This is a genomic window from Marasmitruncus massiliensis (assembly GCF_900186535.1).
Taxonomy (GTDB): Bacteria; Bacillota; Clostridia; order Oscillospirales; family Ruminococcaceae; genus Anaerotruncus; species Anaerotruncus massiliensis_A.
In genome coordinates this window covers 217,133-233,227 of sequence record NZ_FYDE01000005.1, presented here as the reverse complement: position 1 = coordinate 233,227, position 16,095 = coordinate 217,133, and the positions used below count along the sequence as shown (strand labels likewise).

General features: G+C 54.7%; 15 protein-coding genes. 7 read left to right on the top strand and 8 right to left on the bottom strand.

The features are described from left to right. Positions 1-17 precede the first annotated feature (17 nt). Positions 18-233, bottom strand: a complete 216-nt coding sequence (locus tag C1A10_RS09165) for a helix-turn-helix domain-containing protein (RefSeq protein ID WP_101909988.1) — start codon at positions 231-233, stop codon at positions 18-20. A 90-nt stretch (positions 234-323) separates the two neighbouring features. Between C1A10_RS09165 and C1A10_RS18470 the strand changes: the two genes are divergently transcribed. Beyond that, positions 324-497, top strand: a complete 174-nt coding sequence (locus C1A10_RS18470) for a hypothetical protein (protein ID WP_180951072.1) — start codon at positions 324-326, stop codon at positions 495-497. Positions 498-529: 32 nt separating this feature from the next. On the opposite strand, the gene C1A10_RS09160 is transcribed toward C1A10_RS18470, so the two are convergent. After that, positions 530-1,039, bottom strand: a complete 510-nt coding sequence (locus C1A10_RS09160) for an FUSC family protein (RefSeq protein ID WP_180951071.1) — start codon at positions 1,037-1,039, stop codon at positions 530-532. A gap of 371 nt (positions 1,040-1,410) precedes the next feature. On the opposite strand from C1A10_RS09160, the gene C1A10_RS09155 reads away from it, so the two are divergent. Genes C1A10_RS09155 through C1A10_RS09140 form a run of 4 tightly spaced genes read left to right on the top strand, consistent with a single transcriptional unit; the run spans position 1,411 to position 3,934 of the window. Next, the gene (locus tag C1A10_RS09155; RefSeq protein ID WP_101909986.1) at positions 1,411-1,638 is read left to right on the top strand and encodes a hypothetical protein; all 228 of its coding nucleotides are present in this window, start codon (positions 1,411-1,413) and stop codon (positions 1,636-1,638) included. Between the two features lie 17 nt (positions 1,639-1,655). Beyond that, positions 1,656-1,835 (top strand): hypothetical protein, encoded by a 180-nt coding sequence (locus C1A10_RS09150; protein ID WP_101909985.1) that lies wholly within the window; start codon positions 1,656-1,658, stop codon positions 1,833-1,835. Between the two features lie 30 nt (positions 1,836-1,865). Continuing rightward, positions 1,866-2,783 carry a DMT family transporter gene (locus C1A10_RS09145; protein ID WP_101909984.1) on the top strand — a complete coding sequence of 306 codons (918 nt, stop codon included), beginning with the start codon at positions 1,866-1,868 and terminating at the stop codon, positions 2,781-2,783. Then, the gene (locus tag C1A10_RS09140; protein WP_180951070.1) at positions 2,780-3,934 is read left to right on the top strand and encodes an AI-2E family transporter; all 1,155 of its coding nucleotides are present in this window, start codon (positions 2,780-2,782) and stop codon (positions 3,932-3,934) included. Before C1A10_RS09145 ends, C1A10_RS09140 begins: the two co-directional genes overlap by 4 nt. A 60-nt stretch (positions 3,935-3,994) precedes the next feature. On the opposite strand, the gene C1A10_RS09135 is transcribed toward C1A10_RS09140, so the two are convergent. Both C1A10_RS09135 and C1A10_RS09130 read right to left on the bottom strand, forming a co-directional pair. Then, on the bottom strand, positions 3,995-5,476 hold the full coding sequence (locus tag C1A10_RS09135; RefSeq protein WP_101909982.1) for a UxaA family hydrolase: 1,482 nt from the start codon (positions 5,474-5,476) through the stop codon (positions 3,995-3,997). 42 nt (positions 5,477-5,518) lie between these two features. Next, complete coding sequence (locus C1A10_RS09130; protein ID WP_101909981.1) at positions 5,519-6,985, bottom strand: tagaturonate reductase; 1,467 nt, start codon at positions 6,983-6,985, stop codon at positions 5,519-5,521. 316 nt (positions 6,986-7,301) lie between these two features. Here C1A10_RS09130 and C1A10_RS09125 point away from each other — a divergent pair, with 316 nt between their 5' ends. Together C1A10_RS09125 and uxaC are read left to right on the top strand one after the other, a co-directional pair. Then, entirely contained in the window at positions 7,302-8,297 is a 996-nt protein-coding gene (locus C1A10_RS09125) for a LacI family DNA-binding transcriptional regulator (RefSeq protein WP_101909980.1), read from the top strand. A 131-nt stretch (positions 8,298-8,428) separates the two neighbouring features. Then, positions 8,429-9,838: a glucuronate isomerase gene (uxaC, locus tag C1A10_RS09120; RefSeq protein ID WP_101909979.1), complete on the top strand. Its 1,410-nt coding sequence runs from the start codon at positions 8,429-8,431 to the stop codon at positions 9,836-9,838. 66 nt (positions 9,839-9,904) lie between these two features. Here the strand turns inward: uxaC and C1A10_RS09115 are convergent, their stop codons facing one another. The 4 genes from C1A10_RS09115 to C1A10_RS09100 all read right to left on the bottom strand — a co-directional run bounded on the left by C1A10_RS09115 (position 9,905) and on the right by C1A10_RS09100 (position 16,086). Continuing rightward, entirely contained in the window at positions 9,905-10,648 is a 744-nt protein-coding gene (locus C1A10_RS09115) for a VanW family protein (RefSeq protein ID WP_242968897.1), read from the bottom strand. Positions 10,649-10,790: 142 nt separating this feature from the next. Then, a complete protein-coding gene (locus C1A10_RS09110) occupies positions 10,791-12,158 on the bottom strand; it encodes a 2-hydroxyacyl-CoA dehydratase (RefSeq protein WP_101909977.1) in 1,368 nt (455 codons plus the stop codon). Beyond that, positions 12,145-15,099, bottom strand: coding sequence for an acyl-CoA dehydratase activase (locus C1A10_RS09105; RefSeq protein ID WP_101909976.1), 2,955 nt, complete (start codon positions 15,097-15,099; stop codon positions 12,145-12,147). Before C1A10_RS09105 ends, C1A10_RS09110 begins: the two co-directional genes overlap by 14 nt. 360 nt (positions 15,100-15,459) lie before the next feature. Beyond that, positions 15,460-16,086 (bottom strand): V-type ATP synthase subunit D, encoded by a 627-nt coding sequence (locus C1A10_RS09100; RefSeq protein WP_101909975.1) that lies wholly within the window; start codon positions 16,084-16,086, stop codon positions 15,460-15,462. Positions 16,087-16,095: the final 9 nt, after the last annotated feature.

The following is a 16,095-nucleotide window of genomic DNA, read 5'->3' as shown; positions in this document are numbered from 1 at the left end:
TCCGCGAGGACGGCTTTTTATTTGGGATAGGGATTTTTGTCACTGGTAAGTCCGGCCAGATAATCCACGCTGGTTTTATAGAGCCGGGCAAGCCTTACCATGACCGCCAGGGGCACATCCCGCTCCCCGCGTTCGTACTTGGAGTAAAGAGATTGATCACACATGAGATAGTCTGCTACCTGTTGCTGGGTTAGGTCATGATCTTCCCGCATATCACGAATTCTCAATTTCATTTACATCACCATAAATAGTATAATTTAGGACGCATTGTCCTATTGACAAATTGGACTATTTGTCCGAAAATTATACGGAGGTGATTCGTTATGGCAGACTATCAAAAGATGTACAGCCAACTGTTTAACAAAATTACGGACGTCATCATAGAGCTTCAGCAGATACAGGAACAGACAGAAGAACTGTATATACAGAGCGAGGAATCCGAAACCCGCCGCACTCAATGTACCAAGCCTGTCGTCGATGAAAACTCTATGGATTAAATGAAACAGCCGCCTGCAAAAGGCGGTTTTGTTTATGGTCCGGATTTGAGATTCTGTCCGCTCTTTTTTGGGGGCCGGATCAACAGATTTACCAGTACGGCAACAACGGTGCCGATCGTATTGTCAATTACACAGAGCAGGGAATATTGCCACGGGTTCTGCGGGGTATCGGGAAGCATAATGACCAGAAAGGTCACGCATCCCATGACGATGGCACCGCGTTTCCCCAGCAGATTGCAAAGAAAAATCAGCAGTGTGACACCAAGGGAAACAGCCAGAATTCGCAGAAAAGAGACCCGAATCAGCAGATTGGCCGAAGAAAATAACGCCCCGAAAACTCCGCCGATCGCAATCCCTGCGATTCGGTTGCGCGCCTGTTCGAGCGATTCCTCCAGAGTGGACTGCATGACAATCAGCGCGGCAATGCATGCATAGGACGCAGATCCCGGGATAACCTGATAAAGCAGGAGGCAAAATAAAATTGCCAGAGCTGTTTTCAGGTTGCGCATTCCCACATGGAAATCGGTTTTGCCCAGTTTCATACCGCATACCTCCATGAAATCTTTTTTATGATACCACAAGTGCAGAGTACGTGTGGTATCATTGGCCATCAGGGCGGGAGCGAGTTTTGCGAGCGCATCGCTCTGGCCATAAGCGTATAATGGCCGCTTTGCGGCTATTATACCACAAGTGCAAGTCCGTTTTGGCTATCGTGTAACAAGCACGATGTCGCGCAGCGCGCGACTACCCGCTAACGGCGGGTCGCAAACCGATATACGGTTTACAATGTGCTTATTATACCGGAACTATATGATTCCGGCAAGGATTTGACCTTTCAATACAGCTTCATTTATGGTACACTGAATTCAGGAAAATTATGCGTATATGCCCAAGCCGAGAGGAGGGATCTGCAATGGATGTTGTTTTTGATTTAATGGATTGGGGAATGGAGAAGTGGAAACGTTTTACCGCTTTTGATGTCGCTGTTTTTAAAATCTTTTTATTTTCGGCGGGTACACTCTTTGGCATGTATGCCGTGAGAGACCGCAAAAAGCTGACGCCTCTGGTTCAAACCGTGGTTCTGCTCACCTTCTGCCGCCTGATTTCGCGGATGTTTGAAGCCGGACGCGGCCAAATTTGACAGGAGGATAGACCCTCATGGGAAAGCTGCTGAGAAAAGCGCCGCAGCGCGGCAATCGAAAACGGGGCAGGCTGACCGCCGCGCTGATCATCGCGGCGGTTATCGTGCTGCTTGCGCTTGTCGTGTTTTCCCAGATTTCCGAGGTTGCCGACGGGAAGGGGTTCTGGGATAATTTTCAGACTTCGCAGCGGAGCTGACAACATAAAAAGGGTGGAACAAACCGCAATATGAAAACAAACCGCGTTTATATCCTGCTCGCGCTCCTGGTAATTTTTATTTGGGGCTCTACTTTTATTTCCACAAAAATTCTGCTGGATGATCTGACCCCCATCCAGATTATGCTGGCGCGTTATCTGATCGCCTACCTGGGGCTGCTGGTCATCTATCCGCGCTTTCACCGTCCCGAGGGTACGAAATCCGAATTGAGATATCTCTTGGCGGCGCTGACAGGGAGTACTTTTTATTTTCTGGCGGAAAACTCCGCGCTGTCCTTTACGCAGGCCTCCAACGTGAGCCTCCTGATTTCCGCCGCGCCAATCCTCACCTCTGTCGCCGCGCACCTCTGCACCAGGGACGAAAAGATGAGCCGCCGGCAGATTTACGGGTTCCTGTCGGCGATGGCCGGTATTTTTTTCGTGGTCTGCAACGGGAAGTTCGTGCTGAAACTGTCTCCCGCAGGCGACCTGCTGGCACTTACGGCCGCTTTGCTCTGGGCGTTTTACTGTATCCTGCTGCGCAGGTTTGACAGCCCGTATAAGCCCGTCTACATTACGCGCAAGATCTTCTTCTATGCGATCCTTACAATGGTGCCGCTCCTGCTTCTGGACAGGCGTCAGCCTGCCCCGGGTGTCTTTTTGCTGCCGTGGGTCTGGTTCCATCTGGTCTTTCTGGGACTGGTGGCCTCGTCGGTCTGCTATGTGCTGTGGTATCAGGTGGTAGCCCACCTGGGCGCGGTGCGGGCCAACAATTTTGTTTATCTGAACCCGCTGGTAACAATGGTATTTTCGGTCATCTTCCTGCGCGAGCGGATCACGCTGCTGATGCTGGCGGGAGGCGTGCTGATCCTGCTGGGCGTTATGATTGCGGAAGGCACACTGGGGCGTCGGGAAGCCGTTACAAAACAGGAAAGGAAGGTGTCTGTTTGAGAAAGGAAACGATCCGGGGATACTGCATTGTCGCGGCATTCACCGTCATACTCTATCTGGGGCTGAGCAATCTCGCTTCCATTTCGGGCGCGCTGAATACGGTTGCCCGTCTGTTTACCCCCTTCCTGATTGGGATTGTGCTTGCGTTCATTGTGAACTTTCTGATGCGCGCGTTTGAAAAACATGTGTTCTGCGATCTCGCGCATCACAAATATCCCATTGTGAGAAAGCTTTTGCGCCCGCTGTCCCTGCTGTGCTCCTATTTTCTGTTATTTCTGTTTTTGGCGCTGCTGCTCACCGTCGTGGTACCGCAGTTTGTTACAAGCCTTTCCATCCTCTCAAAAAGCATTCCGCAGTATCTCTATTCCCTGCAAAGCGAGGTGGAACAGCTGATCGCCAGAGTGAACCTTGACCCGGCCATCATAGAAACGGTTAGCGGCTGGTTCTGGCAGATGATGAACTCCCTGCCCAATTTTCTGCTTGGTATTCTCAGCTCCGTTCCGCAGCTTGCGGGCATGGTGGTTTCCCTGGGCGGCGGTGTGATTAACGCTGTCATCGGCCTGATTGTATCCATCCACATCCTGCTCAACAAGGAGACCCTGTTTTTTCAGATGGACCGGATTGTGCGGGCTTTTCTCCCGGAGCGCTCCGCAAAGCAAGTTCGGGGAATTGCTGTCGTCGCCTCCCACACCTTTACGAATTATGTTTCCGGCCAGCTTTTGGACGCGCTCTTTGTCGGCATTGTCAGCGTCCTGGGGCTTTGGCTGTTCCGCTTTCCATATTTTCTGCTGATCGGCGTGATCATGGGCGTCACCAATGTGATCCCGTTCTTCGGGCCGTTTATCGGAGCGGTTCCCGGCTTTATTATCCTGCTGATGGTCAGCCCCGTCAAAGCATTTTTATATATCATTTTTGTACTTGTGGTGCAGCAGGTGGACGGCAATATCATCGCACCGAAGATCATCGGGGAATCGGTGGGCCTGCCTCCGCTCTGGGTGCTGTTCGCTGTGACGATCGGCGGCGGGCTGTTCGGCATTCCCGGAATGGTGCTGGGAACGCCTGTCTTCGCAATTTTCTATTTCCTTTTCGGCAGACTGGTCAAGAGCCGGCTTCATGAAACGGACAAGCCTTCCGAAACCGAAACAACTTGAATCAGCAAAAAGCAGGCCCGGTGAAGTTCACCGGGCCTGCTTTTTTGTTTGTGTTCGATTTTACAGGGTGACGCCGTCCTTAAAGATGGCAAGATCGCGGATGCCATGCTTTTCACCGGTGGTTTGTTCACCGGAAGCGATCGACAGAATATAATCATAAAATTCGCGGGAAAGCTGCTCCATCGGGACGCCTTCCACAAACTGGCCGGCATTGAAATCGATCCAGCCGCGCTTTTTCTCAAATAGGGGAGTGTTGCTGGAAATTTTCACCGTCGGCACAGGACATCCGAACGGTGTGCCGCGGCCGGTGGTAAACAGTACGATCTGCGCACCCGCTACCGCCAGCGCGGTTGCCGCCACAAGGTCGTTGCCGGGCGCCTGCAGGAGGTTCAACCCCCGGGTCGACACCTGATCCCCGTAGGCAAGAACGTCGGTTACAATGCCCGCGCCGCCCTTCTGTGTACAGCCGAGGCTCTTATCCTCCAGCGTCGAGATGCCGCCCGCCTTGTTGCCGGGGGAGGGGTTCTCATAAATGGTCTGGTTGTGGCGGACAAAATAATCCTTGAAGTTGTTGATGAGATCAACGGTCTTCTGAAAAGTTTCTTCGTCCCTGCAGCGGTTCATCAGGATCGTTTCCGCACCGAACATTTCAGGGACCTCCGTGAGGATGGAGGTACCGCCCTGCATGGTAAGGATATCCGAGAAGGCGCCGACAAGCGGGTTCGCGGAGATGCCGGAAAGGCCGTCGGAACCGCCGCACTTGAGACCGACAATCAGTTCGGAGGCGGAACAGGTCTGCCGGCGGAAGCTGCCCGTGTAGTTGGCAAGTTCCCCGATCAGGCGGACGCCCTCCGCGACCTCATCCTCGCTGTCCTGACAGTTGAGGAATTTCACACGGTCGGGGTTGGTTTCGCCAAGTACCTTTTTAAATTCCGCAATATTGTTGTTCTCGCAGCCGAGCCCCAGAACCAGCACGCCGCCCGCGTTGGGATGGCGCACCAGCCCGGCAAGGGCTTTCTGGGTATTGAGATGGTCCTCGGTCAGCTGGGAGCAGCCATAGGGGTGCGCAAAGGCGTGGACGCCCTCCACGGTGCCCTTCACGAATTCCTGCGCGCCCTTTTCAATCAGCGCGGCAATGGAATTGACACAGCCGACGGTAGGGATGATCCAGATCTCGTTGCGCACGCCGACACGCCCGTCTTCACGGACATAACCCTCAAATGTCTTGGGCGTTTCCGGCGTAAGCGGTTTCAGCGCGGGCTGGTAGGAATAGGTCAGCTTATCATTTAATTTGGTTTTGATGTTTTGAACATGCACCCACTGGCCCGGCGCGATATCCGTCTGCGCGGTACCGATCGGATAGCCGTACTTGATGACATCTTCGCCCTTGGCAATCGGTTTGATGGCTATTTTATGTCCCGCCGTAATTTCTTCGGCGGCAGTGACGGAAACGCCGCGCGCGTCCACAGCTTCGCCTTTAGCAATCGGGTAAAGCGCAACGCCTACGTTATCCGACGGATGGATGACCAGAAATTTTAACATGGTGAACCTCCCTGTTGTGGGTGAATCGGTTAAATTGGCTGTTTATTTGACCAGCCCGTGTAGGACGGCTTTCATGCCCTTGGCGCGGATGTCGCCCAGATAGGCAGCTACAGCGGATACAAAGCCGGTATATTTGGTGAGGTCTTCGCCCCAGAACGCGGTATGGGAAGCAAATGCTTTCACAAATTCCTCGTCTGAGCTGCCTTTGTGGGAAGCGAAGAATTCCAGCGCGGCCGCGTCGTCCTTGATGTCATAGCGCTCACCGTTGCGGTCGCCCTTGAGGATTCCGCCGTCCATCTCGCAGGTGGTGGAATAGAACGCCATCAGCGCCGCAAAGGAGAAGGTGAGCAGGCGGGGAATCGCGCCGTTCTTGTTATAGTTGTCGCGGAAGGTAGGCAGGATGCGGGATTTCCACTTGGAAACGGAGTTGAGGGAGATGTCCAGCAGGCGATGCTTGATGAACGGATTCTCGAAACGCTCGAACACCGAGTTCGCGAACGCGACAACCTCATCATGCGGCAGTTTGACGGTGGGCACAATTTCCTCAAACACAATGGTTTCCATCAGCTTGCGGACGTCGGCGTCCTTCATAATTTCGCCCACGATATCAAATCCGGCAAGGTAGCCCGCCAGAACGGTGGAAGTGTGCGCGCCGTTGAGGATGCGGACCTTGCGTTCACGGTACGGGGTCTGGTCATCGGTGAAGACAACCGGAAGCCCGGCTTTGTCGATGGGGAAGATCTTTGAAATGTCTTTTTTGCTCTCGATTACCCACAGGCCGAACGGTTCGGCGGTATCGACGAGATTATCCACATAGCCGAGCTGTTTGGCGGTTTCCTCCACATTGTCGCGCGGATAGCCGGTTACGATGCGGTCGACCAGCGTGCAGCAGAAGGTGCAGCTCTCCTCCACCCATTTTTTGAAATCATCGCCGAGCTTCCACAGGTCGATAAACTGATTCACGCAGGTGTGCAGCTTATCGCCGTTGTGTTCGATCAGTTCGCAGGGGATAATCACAAGGCCCTTGTCGGCTGCGCCCGCGAATTTTTTAAAACGCGCATAAAGCGCCTTGGTCAGCTTACCGGGGTAGGTGACGGGCGGCTCGCTTTCCAGTTTATCGGTCTCGTCAAATACGATACCGGCCTCGGTGGTGTTGGAGATCACAATTTTCAGCGTGTCAAGGCAGGCGGTCTCCATATAGTCCGCATATTCGCTGTAAGCGTCCACCGCTTTCTGCACGGAGGTAATCACGCGGGCATCATTGATGACCTTGCCGTCCATCTGTCCGCGCAGAACCACCGTGTAGAGGTTATCCTGCTCGTGGAAGCGGTCCAAGCTGCCAAACGGGATCGGCTTTACGATTGCGATGCCCAGATCGGTAACGCCTTTTTCGTTTGCGATATCAATCATATAATCGGCAAACGCGCGCAGGAAATTACCCTCGCCGTACTGCATGACGCCGATCGGGCGGGATTTTGCGGTGAACAGATCTTTGTTCATTGTTTTCATTTGAAAAGTCCCCTTCAAATCATTTTGATCATCCGCTTGCATGGCCCTCTGCAAAGATAGGGCGCAGATAATGTAAGCGGTTACGTTTCTTGTATACATCTATGATAATTGCGCATGAAAAGAAAGTCAATAGAAGCACTGTGTTTTCATCGTTTTTTTCGAATATTTGTCGTTTTCGAGTAATTCTGTATCGTCAATTTGGCGCTTTTCACCGAACTTCTGTAAGAGCGCAAGAAAGAGGTTGTAAAGCGCTTACGTTTGGCATATAATCTAGACAAAGATTCCGTTTTATAACGGCGGGTCAGGGGTGGCTGCAATGACCATTTATGATATTTCCAAAAAATCCGGTGTTTCGATTGCTACGGTCAGCCGGGTGATCAACAATAAAAAAGGCGTCAGCGAAGCAACCCGCCAGCGGGTGCTTGCCGTCATGGAGGAAAAAGGGTACACCCCCAACGCCATCGCCCGCGGGCTGGGGATGAACAGCATGAAAACGGTCGGCATCCTCTGTATGGACGTCGCGGACATCTATCTGGCGCAGGCCGTTTCCACACTGGAACGGGAGCTTCGCCGCCAAAATTACGATTCCCTGCTTTGCTGTACGGGCGGCGAGCTGGAGGCGAAAAAGGGCTATCTGGGGATCCTGCTTTCCAAGCGGGTGGACGCTATCATCCTGGTCGGCTCCCATTTTCTTAGCGGGGATACCTCTTATATCGAAAGCGCTGCCAAACAGGTGCCGATCCTGCTCATCAACGGCTATGTCAAAGCGAAAAACGTCTATTGCGTCGTCTGCGACGATTTCGGTTCGGTGCGTGACGCCGTGGACGCGCTGATTGCTAAGGACAGACGGCATGTGCTTTACGCCTATGACACCACCACCTATTCCGGCCGCCAGAAACTGGATGGCTACCGCTTCGCGCTGGCATCGGCAGGAATTCCTGCCGACGAGCGGATGGTGATGCGATGCCGCTCCTCCGGCATCGAAAATATCCGTGGGGAGTTCGACCGGATTTTTGAATCCGAACTCCCGGTCGACGCGGTAGTGACCTCGGAGGACGCGCTCGCGGTCGCCGCTGTCAAATCGGCGCTTGCGCACGGACGCGCCATTCCCCGCGATCTCGAGATTATCGGCTACAACAATTCCATTCTGGCGCGCTGCTGCGAACCGGAGCTGACTTCGGTGGACAGCCGCGTGGAGGCGCTTTGCATGACCGCTATTTCCACGCTGTTCGGCGTGATCGCCGGAAAGGATTTTCCTGATAAAACCACCCTTTCGGGTGAATTGGTTAAACGCTATTCGACCAGACTGTAAGAAAGCGGAAAGTTCCCGCAGGCCTGTTTTTTGCAGTTCGGACGCTGTCATGCGCGGCTCGCAGAGCCGCTTTGCTTCCCGCAATAGTATCGGCTGATTATTTTATATTATCATAAAGGAAGGTAATAAGTATGAGCAAACCGTTTATGGATGCTGATTTCCTGCTGACCAACGAGGTGGCAAAGGACCTTTTCCACAATCACGCGGAAAAAATGCCGATCATTGACTATCACTGCCACATCAACCCGGCGGAAATCGCCGAGGACCGCCGCTATGACAACATCGCCCAGCCATGGCTCGCCGGTGACCATTATAAATGGCGGCAGATCCGTTCCAACGGCGTCCCCGAGGAACTGATCACAGGCGGCGCCTCCGACCGCGAGAAGTTCCAGGCGTGGGCCGAAACGCTGGACAAGGCCATCGGCAACCCGCTGTATCACTGGACGCACCTTGAACTGCAGCGCTATTTTGATTACTATGGCAGGCTTGGCGCCGACACCGCCCAGGAGGTCTGGGATCTGTGCAACAAAAAGCTCGCCGAGCCGGACATGAGCGTGCGCGGCATCATCCGCCGTTCCAATGTCAAGCTCATCTGCACCACCGACGACCCCGTGGACGACCTGCGCTATCATCAGCAGCTTGCCGCCGACAAGAGCTGGGAAGTCAAGGTCCTGCCCGCATGGCGCCCGGACAAGGCGATGAACATCGAACAGGCACCCTATGTTGGATACATCGAGAAGCTGTCTTCCGTTTCCGGCGTGGAAATCAGGGATTTTGACACTGTCTGCGCCGCTCTGGACAAACGTCTGGACTTTTTTGCCGGGAACGGCTGCTGCGCTTCCGACCATGCGCTTGATTTCGCGTTCTACGCGCCGGCTTCCGCTGAAGAACTCAACGCCATTACAAAGAACGCGCTTGCCGGAAAGGCCGTTTGCGCGGACGACGTACTCAAATACAAGACCGGGATCTTGTTGTTCCTTGCCCGCCAGTATGCACGCCGCGGCTGGGTCATGCAGCTGCACTTCGCGGCGGTGCGCAATACCAACAAGCGCCTGTTTGACCGCCTCGGCCCCGACACAGGGTTCGACTGCATGGGCAACACCCTTGACGCCGTCGCGCTTACCCGGCTGCTCAACGCGCTGGATTCCACTGACGAGCTGCCCAAAACAGTTCTGTATTCCCTTAACCAGTCGGACGACGCAATGCTTGACACCGTCCTCGGCTGCTTCCAGGGTGCCGGAGTGGCCGGAAAGTTCCAGCACGGTTCCGCCTGGTGGTTCAACGACACCAAGGTCGGCATGGAAAAGCAGCTCGTCAGCCTTGCCAACCTCTCGCTGCTGGGCAACTTCATCGGCATGCTGACCGATTCCCGCAGCTACCTTTCCTACACCCGCCACGAGTATTTCCGCCGTATCCTCTGCAACCTCATCGGAACATGGGTGGAAGACGGCGAGTTCCCCGACGACCGCAAGCTGCTCGGCAAAATGGTGGAGGACATCTGCTACAATAACACGAAAAATTTCTTCGGATTCAACGTCTGAGGCCAACGCAAAAGACAGAACCAAGGCCGGTGCCGTTTATTACGGCGCCGGCCTTTTTGTTGCGCTTCAAATCCGGACAGTTTCCAAACCTTCGGTATCGTAAAGCACTTTGGCATGGTTTTCTTTAATCAGTTCTTTTCCAATGACCATGCCCGTTTTTATATCGACGCATTCCCGGAGGACCCTGCCGTTGCGGTAGACGCCGTCCGGTTCCCGGGAAAAGAACTCGCCCTCGGTTTTAATATGGTACTTTTTGTCCGGCGGCCGGTCAGCCCGCATCTCACCGCAGAGATACGTGTCGTCGGTATAGGTGATCAGCTGATACGTCCGGCTGGTCATGTTAACAAAGCGGTAGTCGAGGTAATTATAAAAAACCGAGGTACCTACTCCGAATGGCACCTGCCGCCCGAAATCGGGGAACAGGTCGATGCTGTCATGATGGTGGTGCTCCGTAATCCGCAGGGGCGTATGCAGCACCAGCCAATGAATCAGGTTTGTGAACTGGCACATGCCGCCCCCAATATCGGTTCCCGTCTTCCCGCGGTTAATGGTCAGTCCCTCCAGATATCCCTTTTTTACGGTGCAGGAGCCCACCAGCCGCCAAAACGAGAAGCATTCGCCGGGCCGGATGAGAATGCCGGAAACTTTGGGTGCGGCAATGCCGAGGTTGACCGCCTTGTTCTCCTGTAAACGCGGGTCTACCTCGCCCAGTGTCCTCCGGATCAGGGATTTATGGCAGCAAATGAGCGCGGGCAGCTTTTCCTCCTGTTTTACAGTACAGAACGGGGAAGGGTGGAACAGATCCGACACAGCCCGGATTGCCTGCCCCTTCCATACGGACAGCCGGTAGGTAAACGGGCAAAGCTCACAAAAAAGCGTTCGTTTCCTATGCGTGGCATAATCCCCCTTCCGTCACAGACCCGCGCAGTGCGGGACCCGCCTGATATCTTTTTTAAGAAGCGGCTGCTGCCACAGGCTTTTCAGCCGTTCCCTGCACAGACGGTCCGTTTGTGTGCCCGGTATAAACCGTAGTAACGGGCTCTCCGGCTTCGGCGGCATCCTGCGCCTGTTCCTCAATCGCCGCGGCATTCGCCAGCATCAGTTTGATGCGGTTTTCCTGATTGATTTTTGTCGCGCCGGGGTCGTAGTCGACCGCGACGATGTTGGACTGCGGGTTGCGCTCCTTAATGAGGCGCATCATCCCTTTTCCGACAATATGGTTCGGCAGGCATCCGAACGGCTGTGTGCAGACGATGTTGCCGACGCCCTGTTCAATCAGCTCCAGCATTTCGGCGGTGAGCAGCCATCCTTCGCCCATCTTGACGCCGTGGTCAATATAGCCCTCCGTCAGTGTCACAGTGTGGGGGAAATATCCGCCGGGACGGAACGTCCCCTCCGCCGTTACCGCGCGGATAACGTCGCGCTGTTTCTTTACCAGCATCCGGTAGGCCACTTTCATTACCGCGTCTGAAACCGCCGAGTGAAGCCCATAAAGTTTATGATCTGTCAGCAGGTTATAGACACAGTAGAGCAGAAAGTCAAGCAGACCCGGCACAACTACCTCACAGTTTTCTGAAAGCAGGAAATCCTCAAGGTTGTTGTTGCCCAGCGGCGAAAATTTGACATAGATTTCGCCCACAATCCCCACGCGGATTTTTTTCTCCGCGCGGCGGGGAATCCCGGCAAACTCCGCAACGATCCTGCGGTAGTTTTCACGCACGCCCCCATAGCGCAGCAGGCCCCGCCCTTTCATCTGCGCGGTGAGCCGCTTCACCCACTGGTCCACCAGCGTGTCGGCGGCGCCGGGCACGCACTCGTAGGGTTTTACCTGGTTTGCCAGCAGCATCAGCAGATCCCCGTAAAGGATCGCATAAAAGATCCGGTCAAGCATGGTAGGCGTTATGGAAAATCCGGGGTTTTTCTCCATCCCCAAGGAAATGGAAACCACAGGGATCTGCCCGTAGCCGCGTTTTTTCAGCGCCTTGCGCAGCAGATGGATATAGTTGGAGGCGCGGCAACCGCCGCCCGTCTGCGTAATGAGCAGCGCCACCTTATTGACGTCATATTCTCCGCTTTCCAGCGCGTCGAGCATCTGCCCGATGACCAGCAGTGCGGGGTAGCAGGTATCGTTATGTACGCCGCGCAGGCCGCTGTCCACAACATTCTTTCCCGTGTTTTCCAAAAGCACACAGTGATAACCATATTCCCGCAGGATGTTTGCAATTAATTTAAAGTGAATGGGCAGCATGGTGGGCATCAATATTGTATAATCCTTTTTCATTGCCCGTGTGAAAAGGACGCGGTCATTAGACACAGACATGCGTTTTCTCCCTCTCCCTTTCCTCCACAGCCGAAAGCAGGCTGCGGATACGGATTTTTACCGCACCCAGATTGGTGATTTCATCAATCTTCAGCTGTGTATACAGCTTCCCGTTTTCTTCCAGGATAGCGCGCACCTCGTCGGTGGTAATTGCGTCGATGCCGCAGCCAAAGGATACCAGCTGAACAAGCTCCATATCCGGCTGTTCGGAGACATAGCGCGCCGCGTTATAAAGCCGCGCGTGATAAGTCCACTGATTGAGCACCTTCACCCGTACCGGTTCCACGAGGTCCGCCACGCAGTCCTCACTCACCACAATAATCCCGAACGACGCAATCAGCCGGTCGATTCCGTGGTTGATCTCCGGGTCGATATGATAGGGGCGTCCGGCCAGCACGACCACACGCCTGCCGCTGCGGCGGGCGTAGTCGATGGCACGGAGGCCCTCGGTTTTAATATCCTGCATCCACGCGTGATAAGCCGCGTAGGCGGCCTTGCAGGCGTGTGCTGTCTCGCGGCGCGTCAGATCAGGGAAATAGGGGAGCAGCTTGCGGTGCATTCTGTCCGGCAGGCCGACTTCCCGGTCGATCGCCAGCAGGGGCTGGATGAACCGCACCGGCGGCTTGTTCAGTTCCTCCACGTTGGCGCGGAGCAGCTCGGGATAATAAGCGACAACCGGGCAGTTAAAATGGTTGTCGCCCTTGCGCTCATCAAAATTATACGTGAGGCAGGGGTAGAAAATGTCGGTCACACCCTTTTCGAGCAGATCGGCAATATGGCCATGAATCAGTTTCGCCGGATAGCAAACGGTATCCGACGGAATGGAGAACTGCCCTTTCAGATAGGTCGCGCGGCTGGAAAGGCCGGAAGTGACCACCTCAAACCCCAGATCGGTGAAAAATGCGTGCCAGAACGGCAGGTTTTCCAGCATATTCAGCCCCATCGGGATACCAATTTTGCCGCGTCTGCCAGCGACAGGCCGGAGCGCCTTTACCTTTTCAAGCTTGTAATGGAAAAGGTTCGGCAGTTCTTCCGCCGCGCCCCCGCCCAGCGGGCGGTCGCACCGGTTGCCGCTGATGAACCGCTTTCCGCCGCCGAAGTCGTTGACGGTAAGGCTGCAATGGTTGCCGCAAAGCCCGCAGGTTGTCGATTTGGAGGTGTGCCGGAATTCTTTCAGTTCTGCCCTTGTGACAAGGGCAGAATAGTCGAGTGCCAGCTCTTTCGCATATAGCGCGGCTCCATAAGCGCCCATCAGCCCCGAAATGTTCGGGCGGATAACACTTCTGCCCAGTTCCAGCTCAAAGCTGCGCAGAACGGCGTCGTTGAGGAAAGTGCCGCCCTGCACCACGATATATCTGCCAAGCTCGTCGGCCGAAGATGCGCGGATGACCTTGTAAATCGCATTTTTCACGACGGAAATGGAAATCCCCGCGGAAATGTCGCGAACACCCGCGCCTTCCTTCTGCGCCTGCTTCACCGAGGAGTTCATAAATACCGTACAGCGGGAGCCGAGGTCTACCGGGTACTTCGCGAACAAACCGAGTTTTGCGAATTCCTCCACCTCATAGCCCATTGAACGTGCAAAGGTGCCGATGAACGAACCGCAGCCGGAAGAACACGCCTCATTGAGCAGAATGCTGTCAATTGCGTTGCCGCGCACCCGGAAGCACTTGATATCCTGACCGCCGATGTCGAGGATAAAGTCCACCTTCGGGTTGAAATACCGGGCCGCTTTAAAATGCGCCATTGTCTCCACAAGCCCGGCATCAATGGAAAACGCGTTTTTGATGAGGTCCTCGCCATAACCGGTCGCAGCGCTGCCCCGGATCGAAATCCGGTTTTCGCAGGTATCCAGCAGCTTTTCAAGCTGTTCTTTCACAATCTGCACGGGGTTGCCCCTGTTCGCGCTGTAAAAATCGTAAAGGATGCGCCCGTCCTCCGCCATCAGTACCAACTTGGTCGTGGTGCTGCCGCAGTCAATGCCCAGGTAGGCGTCCCCTCTGTACTGAAAAATATCGCGCCGCTCCACCGACGCTTTCGCGTGGCGGTTTACAAATGCCGCATAATGGTCCGCGTTTTCAAAAAGCGGCGCCAGATGGCGGGAAGTCTGGGCGCAGTTGGCCGCCTGCCCGATTTTTTCCTCCAGTTCCTCAAAGGTCACCGGCCTGCCGGTCTTCTGTGCATAGAGCGCAGCGCCAAGCGCCACCGCGTAACGCCCCATCTCGGGGAACACGGCATTTTCCGGCGACAGCTTCAGGGAGCGGACAAATTCCCGCTGGAGCCCCTTGAAGAAATAGAGCGGCCCGCCCAAAAACAGCACCTTCCCGGTGATTTTACGCCCCTGCGCAAGGCCGGTAATCGTCTGGTCCACAACCGCCTTGAAAATCGAGGCGGCAATGTCCTCCTTGCGCGCGCCCTGATTAAGCAGCGGCTGAATGTCGCTTTTCGCAAACACGCCGCAGCGGGAGGCGATGGTATAGCGCTTTGTGCTGGCAAGCGCGAGCGTGTCGAGCTGCTCCGGCGTCACGTCGAGCAGCGTCGCCATCTGGTCGATAAACGCACCTGTCCCGCCCGCGCAGGAGCCGTTCATACGCTCCTCCAGGCCGCCGGTAAAAAAGATGATTTTTGCATCTTCGCCGCCCAGCTCAATTACGGCGTCGGTATCCGGCGCCGTTGTTTTGACCACCTCACCGGTGGCAAAGACCTCCTGAATAAAGTCAAGGCCCGCCGCTTTGGCAAGCCCAAGTCCCGCCGAGCCCGAAAGCGCGACGGTGAACGGCTCCCCGCCCAATACGTCCCGCGCGAGCCGGATCAGCTCGAGCGTCTTGGGCCGGACACGGGAAAGGTGCCGTTCATACTGCTGATAAACCAAGTCACCGTCCCGGACGACAATGACCTTGACAGTTGTGGAACCGATATCGATTCCAACGGTCGTCCCCATTGGAATTCCCCCTTTGTGCCAAAACAGGCAGTACAATCGCTTGGGTGCTCCCCGACATCCCGGATAGAACTACCGGGGGAACCCGTTCATCTGTATTCTAAAACAGATTCTTTTTATGTTTAAAATCCCGCAGACAGTCCGGAAAACTGTATCAACCTGCTGGATAACCCTATTCTAACACTCTTTCGTCACGCGGTCAATTTGGGAATTCTATTTCCATTAAATTTTTACAAAATTTGTATACTTTTATGATCTTAACATCATTTTCGGCGGCTATTCAGGCCGGAAAGCTGCATTTTTTCATCCGCTGCAAAGCGCCGCGCAGAAATAAAAAATTTCCGCGCGGCGCTCTATGACTGGTTATGCCTGTTTTTTTAGTTTCGCAGCCTTAATCACCTTGAGCCGTGAGAATTCCTCACGGTCTTTTTCCTCCAGGGCATCTGTGATGAATTTTGCCGTTTCTTGATAACGGGGGATGACGATGTTTTCCAGCGCGTTGGCACGCCTTTGCGTCTTGCGGATGGCGTTGGCCAACCGGTAAACGCTGTTCTCCACCTCCGCAAGCAGGGCGGTGATTTTTTTCGCCTTCTGGAAGCAGGCATAGGCGTAATCGAAGCGGGAGTTGGTGCGGTCGAAGCCGTAGCACATCTCCAGTTTCCTTTCGGCAAGGCGGACGTTCGGGATTTCCACCCCCATGACGCTGCGGTAGGTAATGGTGAGGCCGTCGTCGATGGGAATCGCGGCGGCAATATCCTGCACCACGCCAAGCGTGATGTTCGCCTCCTGAAGCGCGTCGTAAGCTTCGCCGAAGGTGCTGCTGATTTCTCCGCGCAGCTGCTTTGCCTTGTCAATCAGCAGCATCATTTCGCGGATGAGGATGTTGCGCTTGCGGTCGAGCAGCTCAAAACCCAGCGTGGAAAGCTGGAGCGATTTCTGCACCGCCAGCAGGCTCCCTTTTGTCGGCGTGATATTCAGTTCATTTGCCAACCGTATCCC

Bases quoted from the DNA above. Each gene is read 5' to 3' on its own strand.
- C1A10_RS09165 (WP_101909988.1), bottom strand. From the start codon at position 233: ATGAAATTGAGAATTCGTGATATGCGGGAAGATCATGACCTAACCCAG.
- C1A10_RS18470 (WP_180951072.1), top strand. From the start codon at position 324: ATGGCAGACTATCAAAAGATGTACAGCCAACTGTTTAACAAAATTACG.
- C1A10_RS09160 (WP_180951071.1), bottom strand. From the start codon at position 1,039: ATGAAACTGGGCAAAACCGATTTCCATGTGGGAATGCGCAACCTGAAA.
- C1A10_RS09155 (WP_101909986.1), top strand. From the start codon at position 1,411: ATGGATGTTGTTTTTGATTTAATGGATTGGGGAATGGAGAAGTGGAAA.
- C1A10_RS09150 (WP_101909985.1), top strand. From the start codon at position 1,656: ATGGGAAAGCTGCTGAGAAAAGCGCCGCAGCGCGGCAATCGAAAACGG.
- C1A10_RS09145 (WP_101909984.1), top strand. From the start codon at position 1,866: ATGAAAACAAACCGCGTTTATATCCTGCTCGCGCTCCTGGTAATTTTT.
- C1A10_RS09135 (WP_101909982.1), bottom strand. From the start codon at position 5,476: ATGTTAAAATTTCTGGTCATCCATCCGTCGGATAACGTAGGCGTTGCG.
- C1A10_RS09130 (WP_101909981.1), bottom strand. From the start codon at position 6,985: ATGAAAACAATGAACAAAGATCTGTTCACCGCAAAATCCCGCCCGATC.
- C1A10_RS09125 (WP_101909980.1), top strand. From the start codon at position 7,302: ATGACCATTTATGATATTTCCAAAAAATCCGGTGTTTCGATTGCTACG.
- uxaC (WP_101909979.1), top strand. From the start codon at position 8,429: ATGAGCAAACCGTTTATGGATGCTGATTTCCTGCTGACCAACGAGGTG.
- C1A10_RS09110 (WP_101909977.1), bottom strand. From the start codon at position 12,158: ATGTCTGTGTCTAATGACCGCGTCCTTTTCACACGGGCAATGAAAAAG.
- C1A10_RS09105 (WP_101909976.1), bottom strand. From the start codon at position 15,099: ATGGGGACGACCGTTGGAATCGATATCGGTTCCACAACTGTCAAGGTC.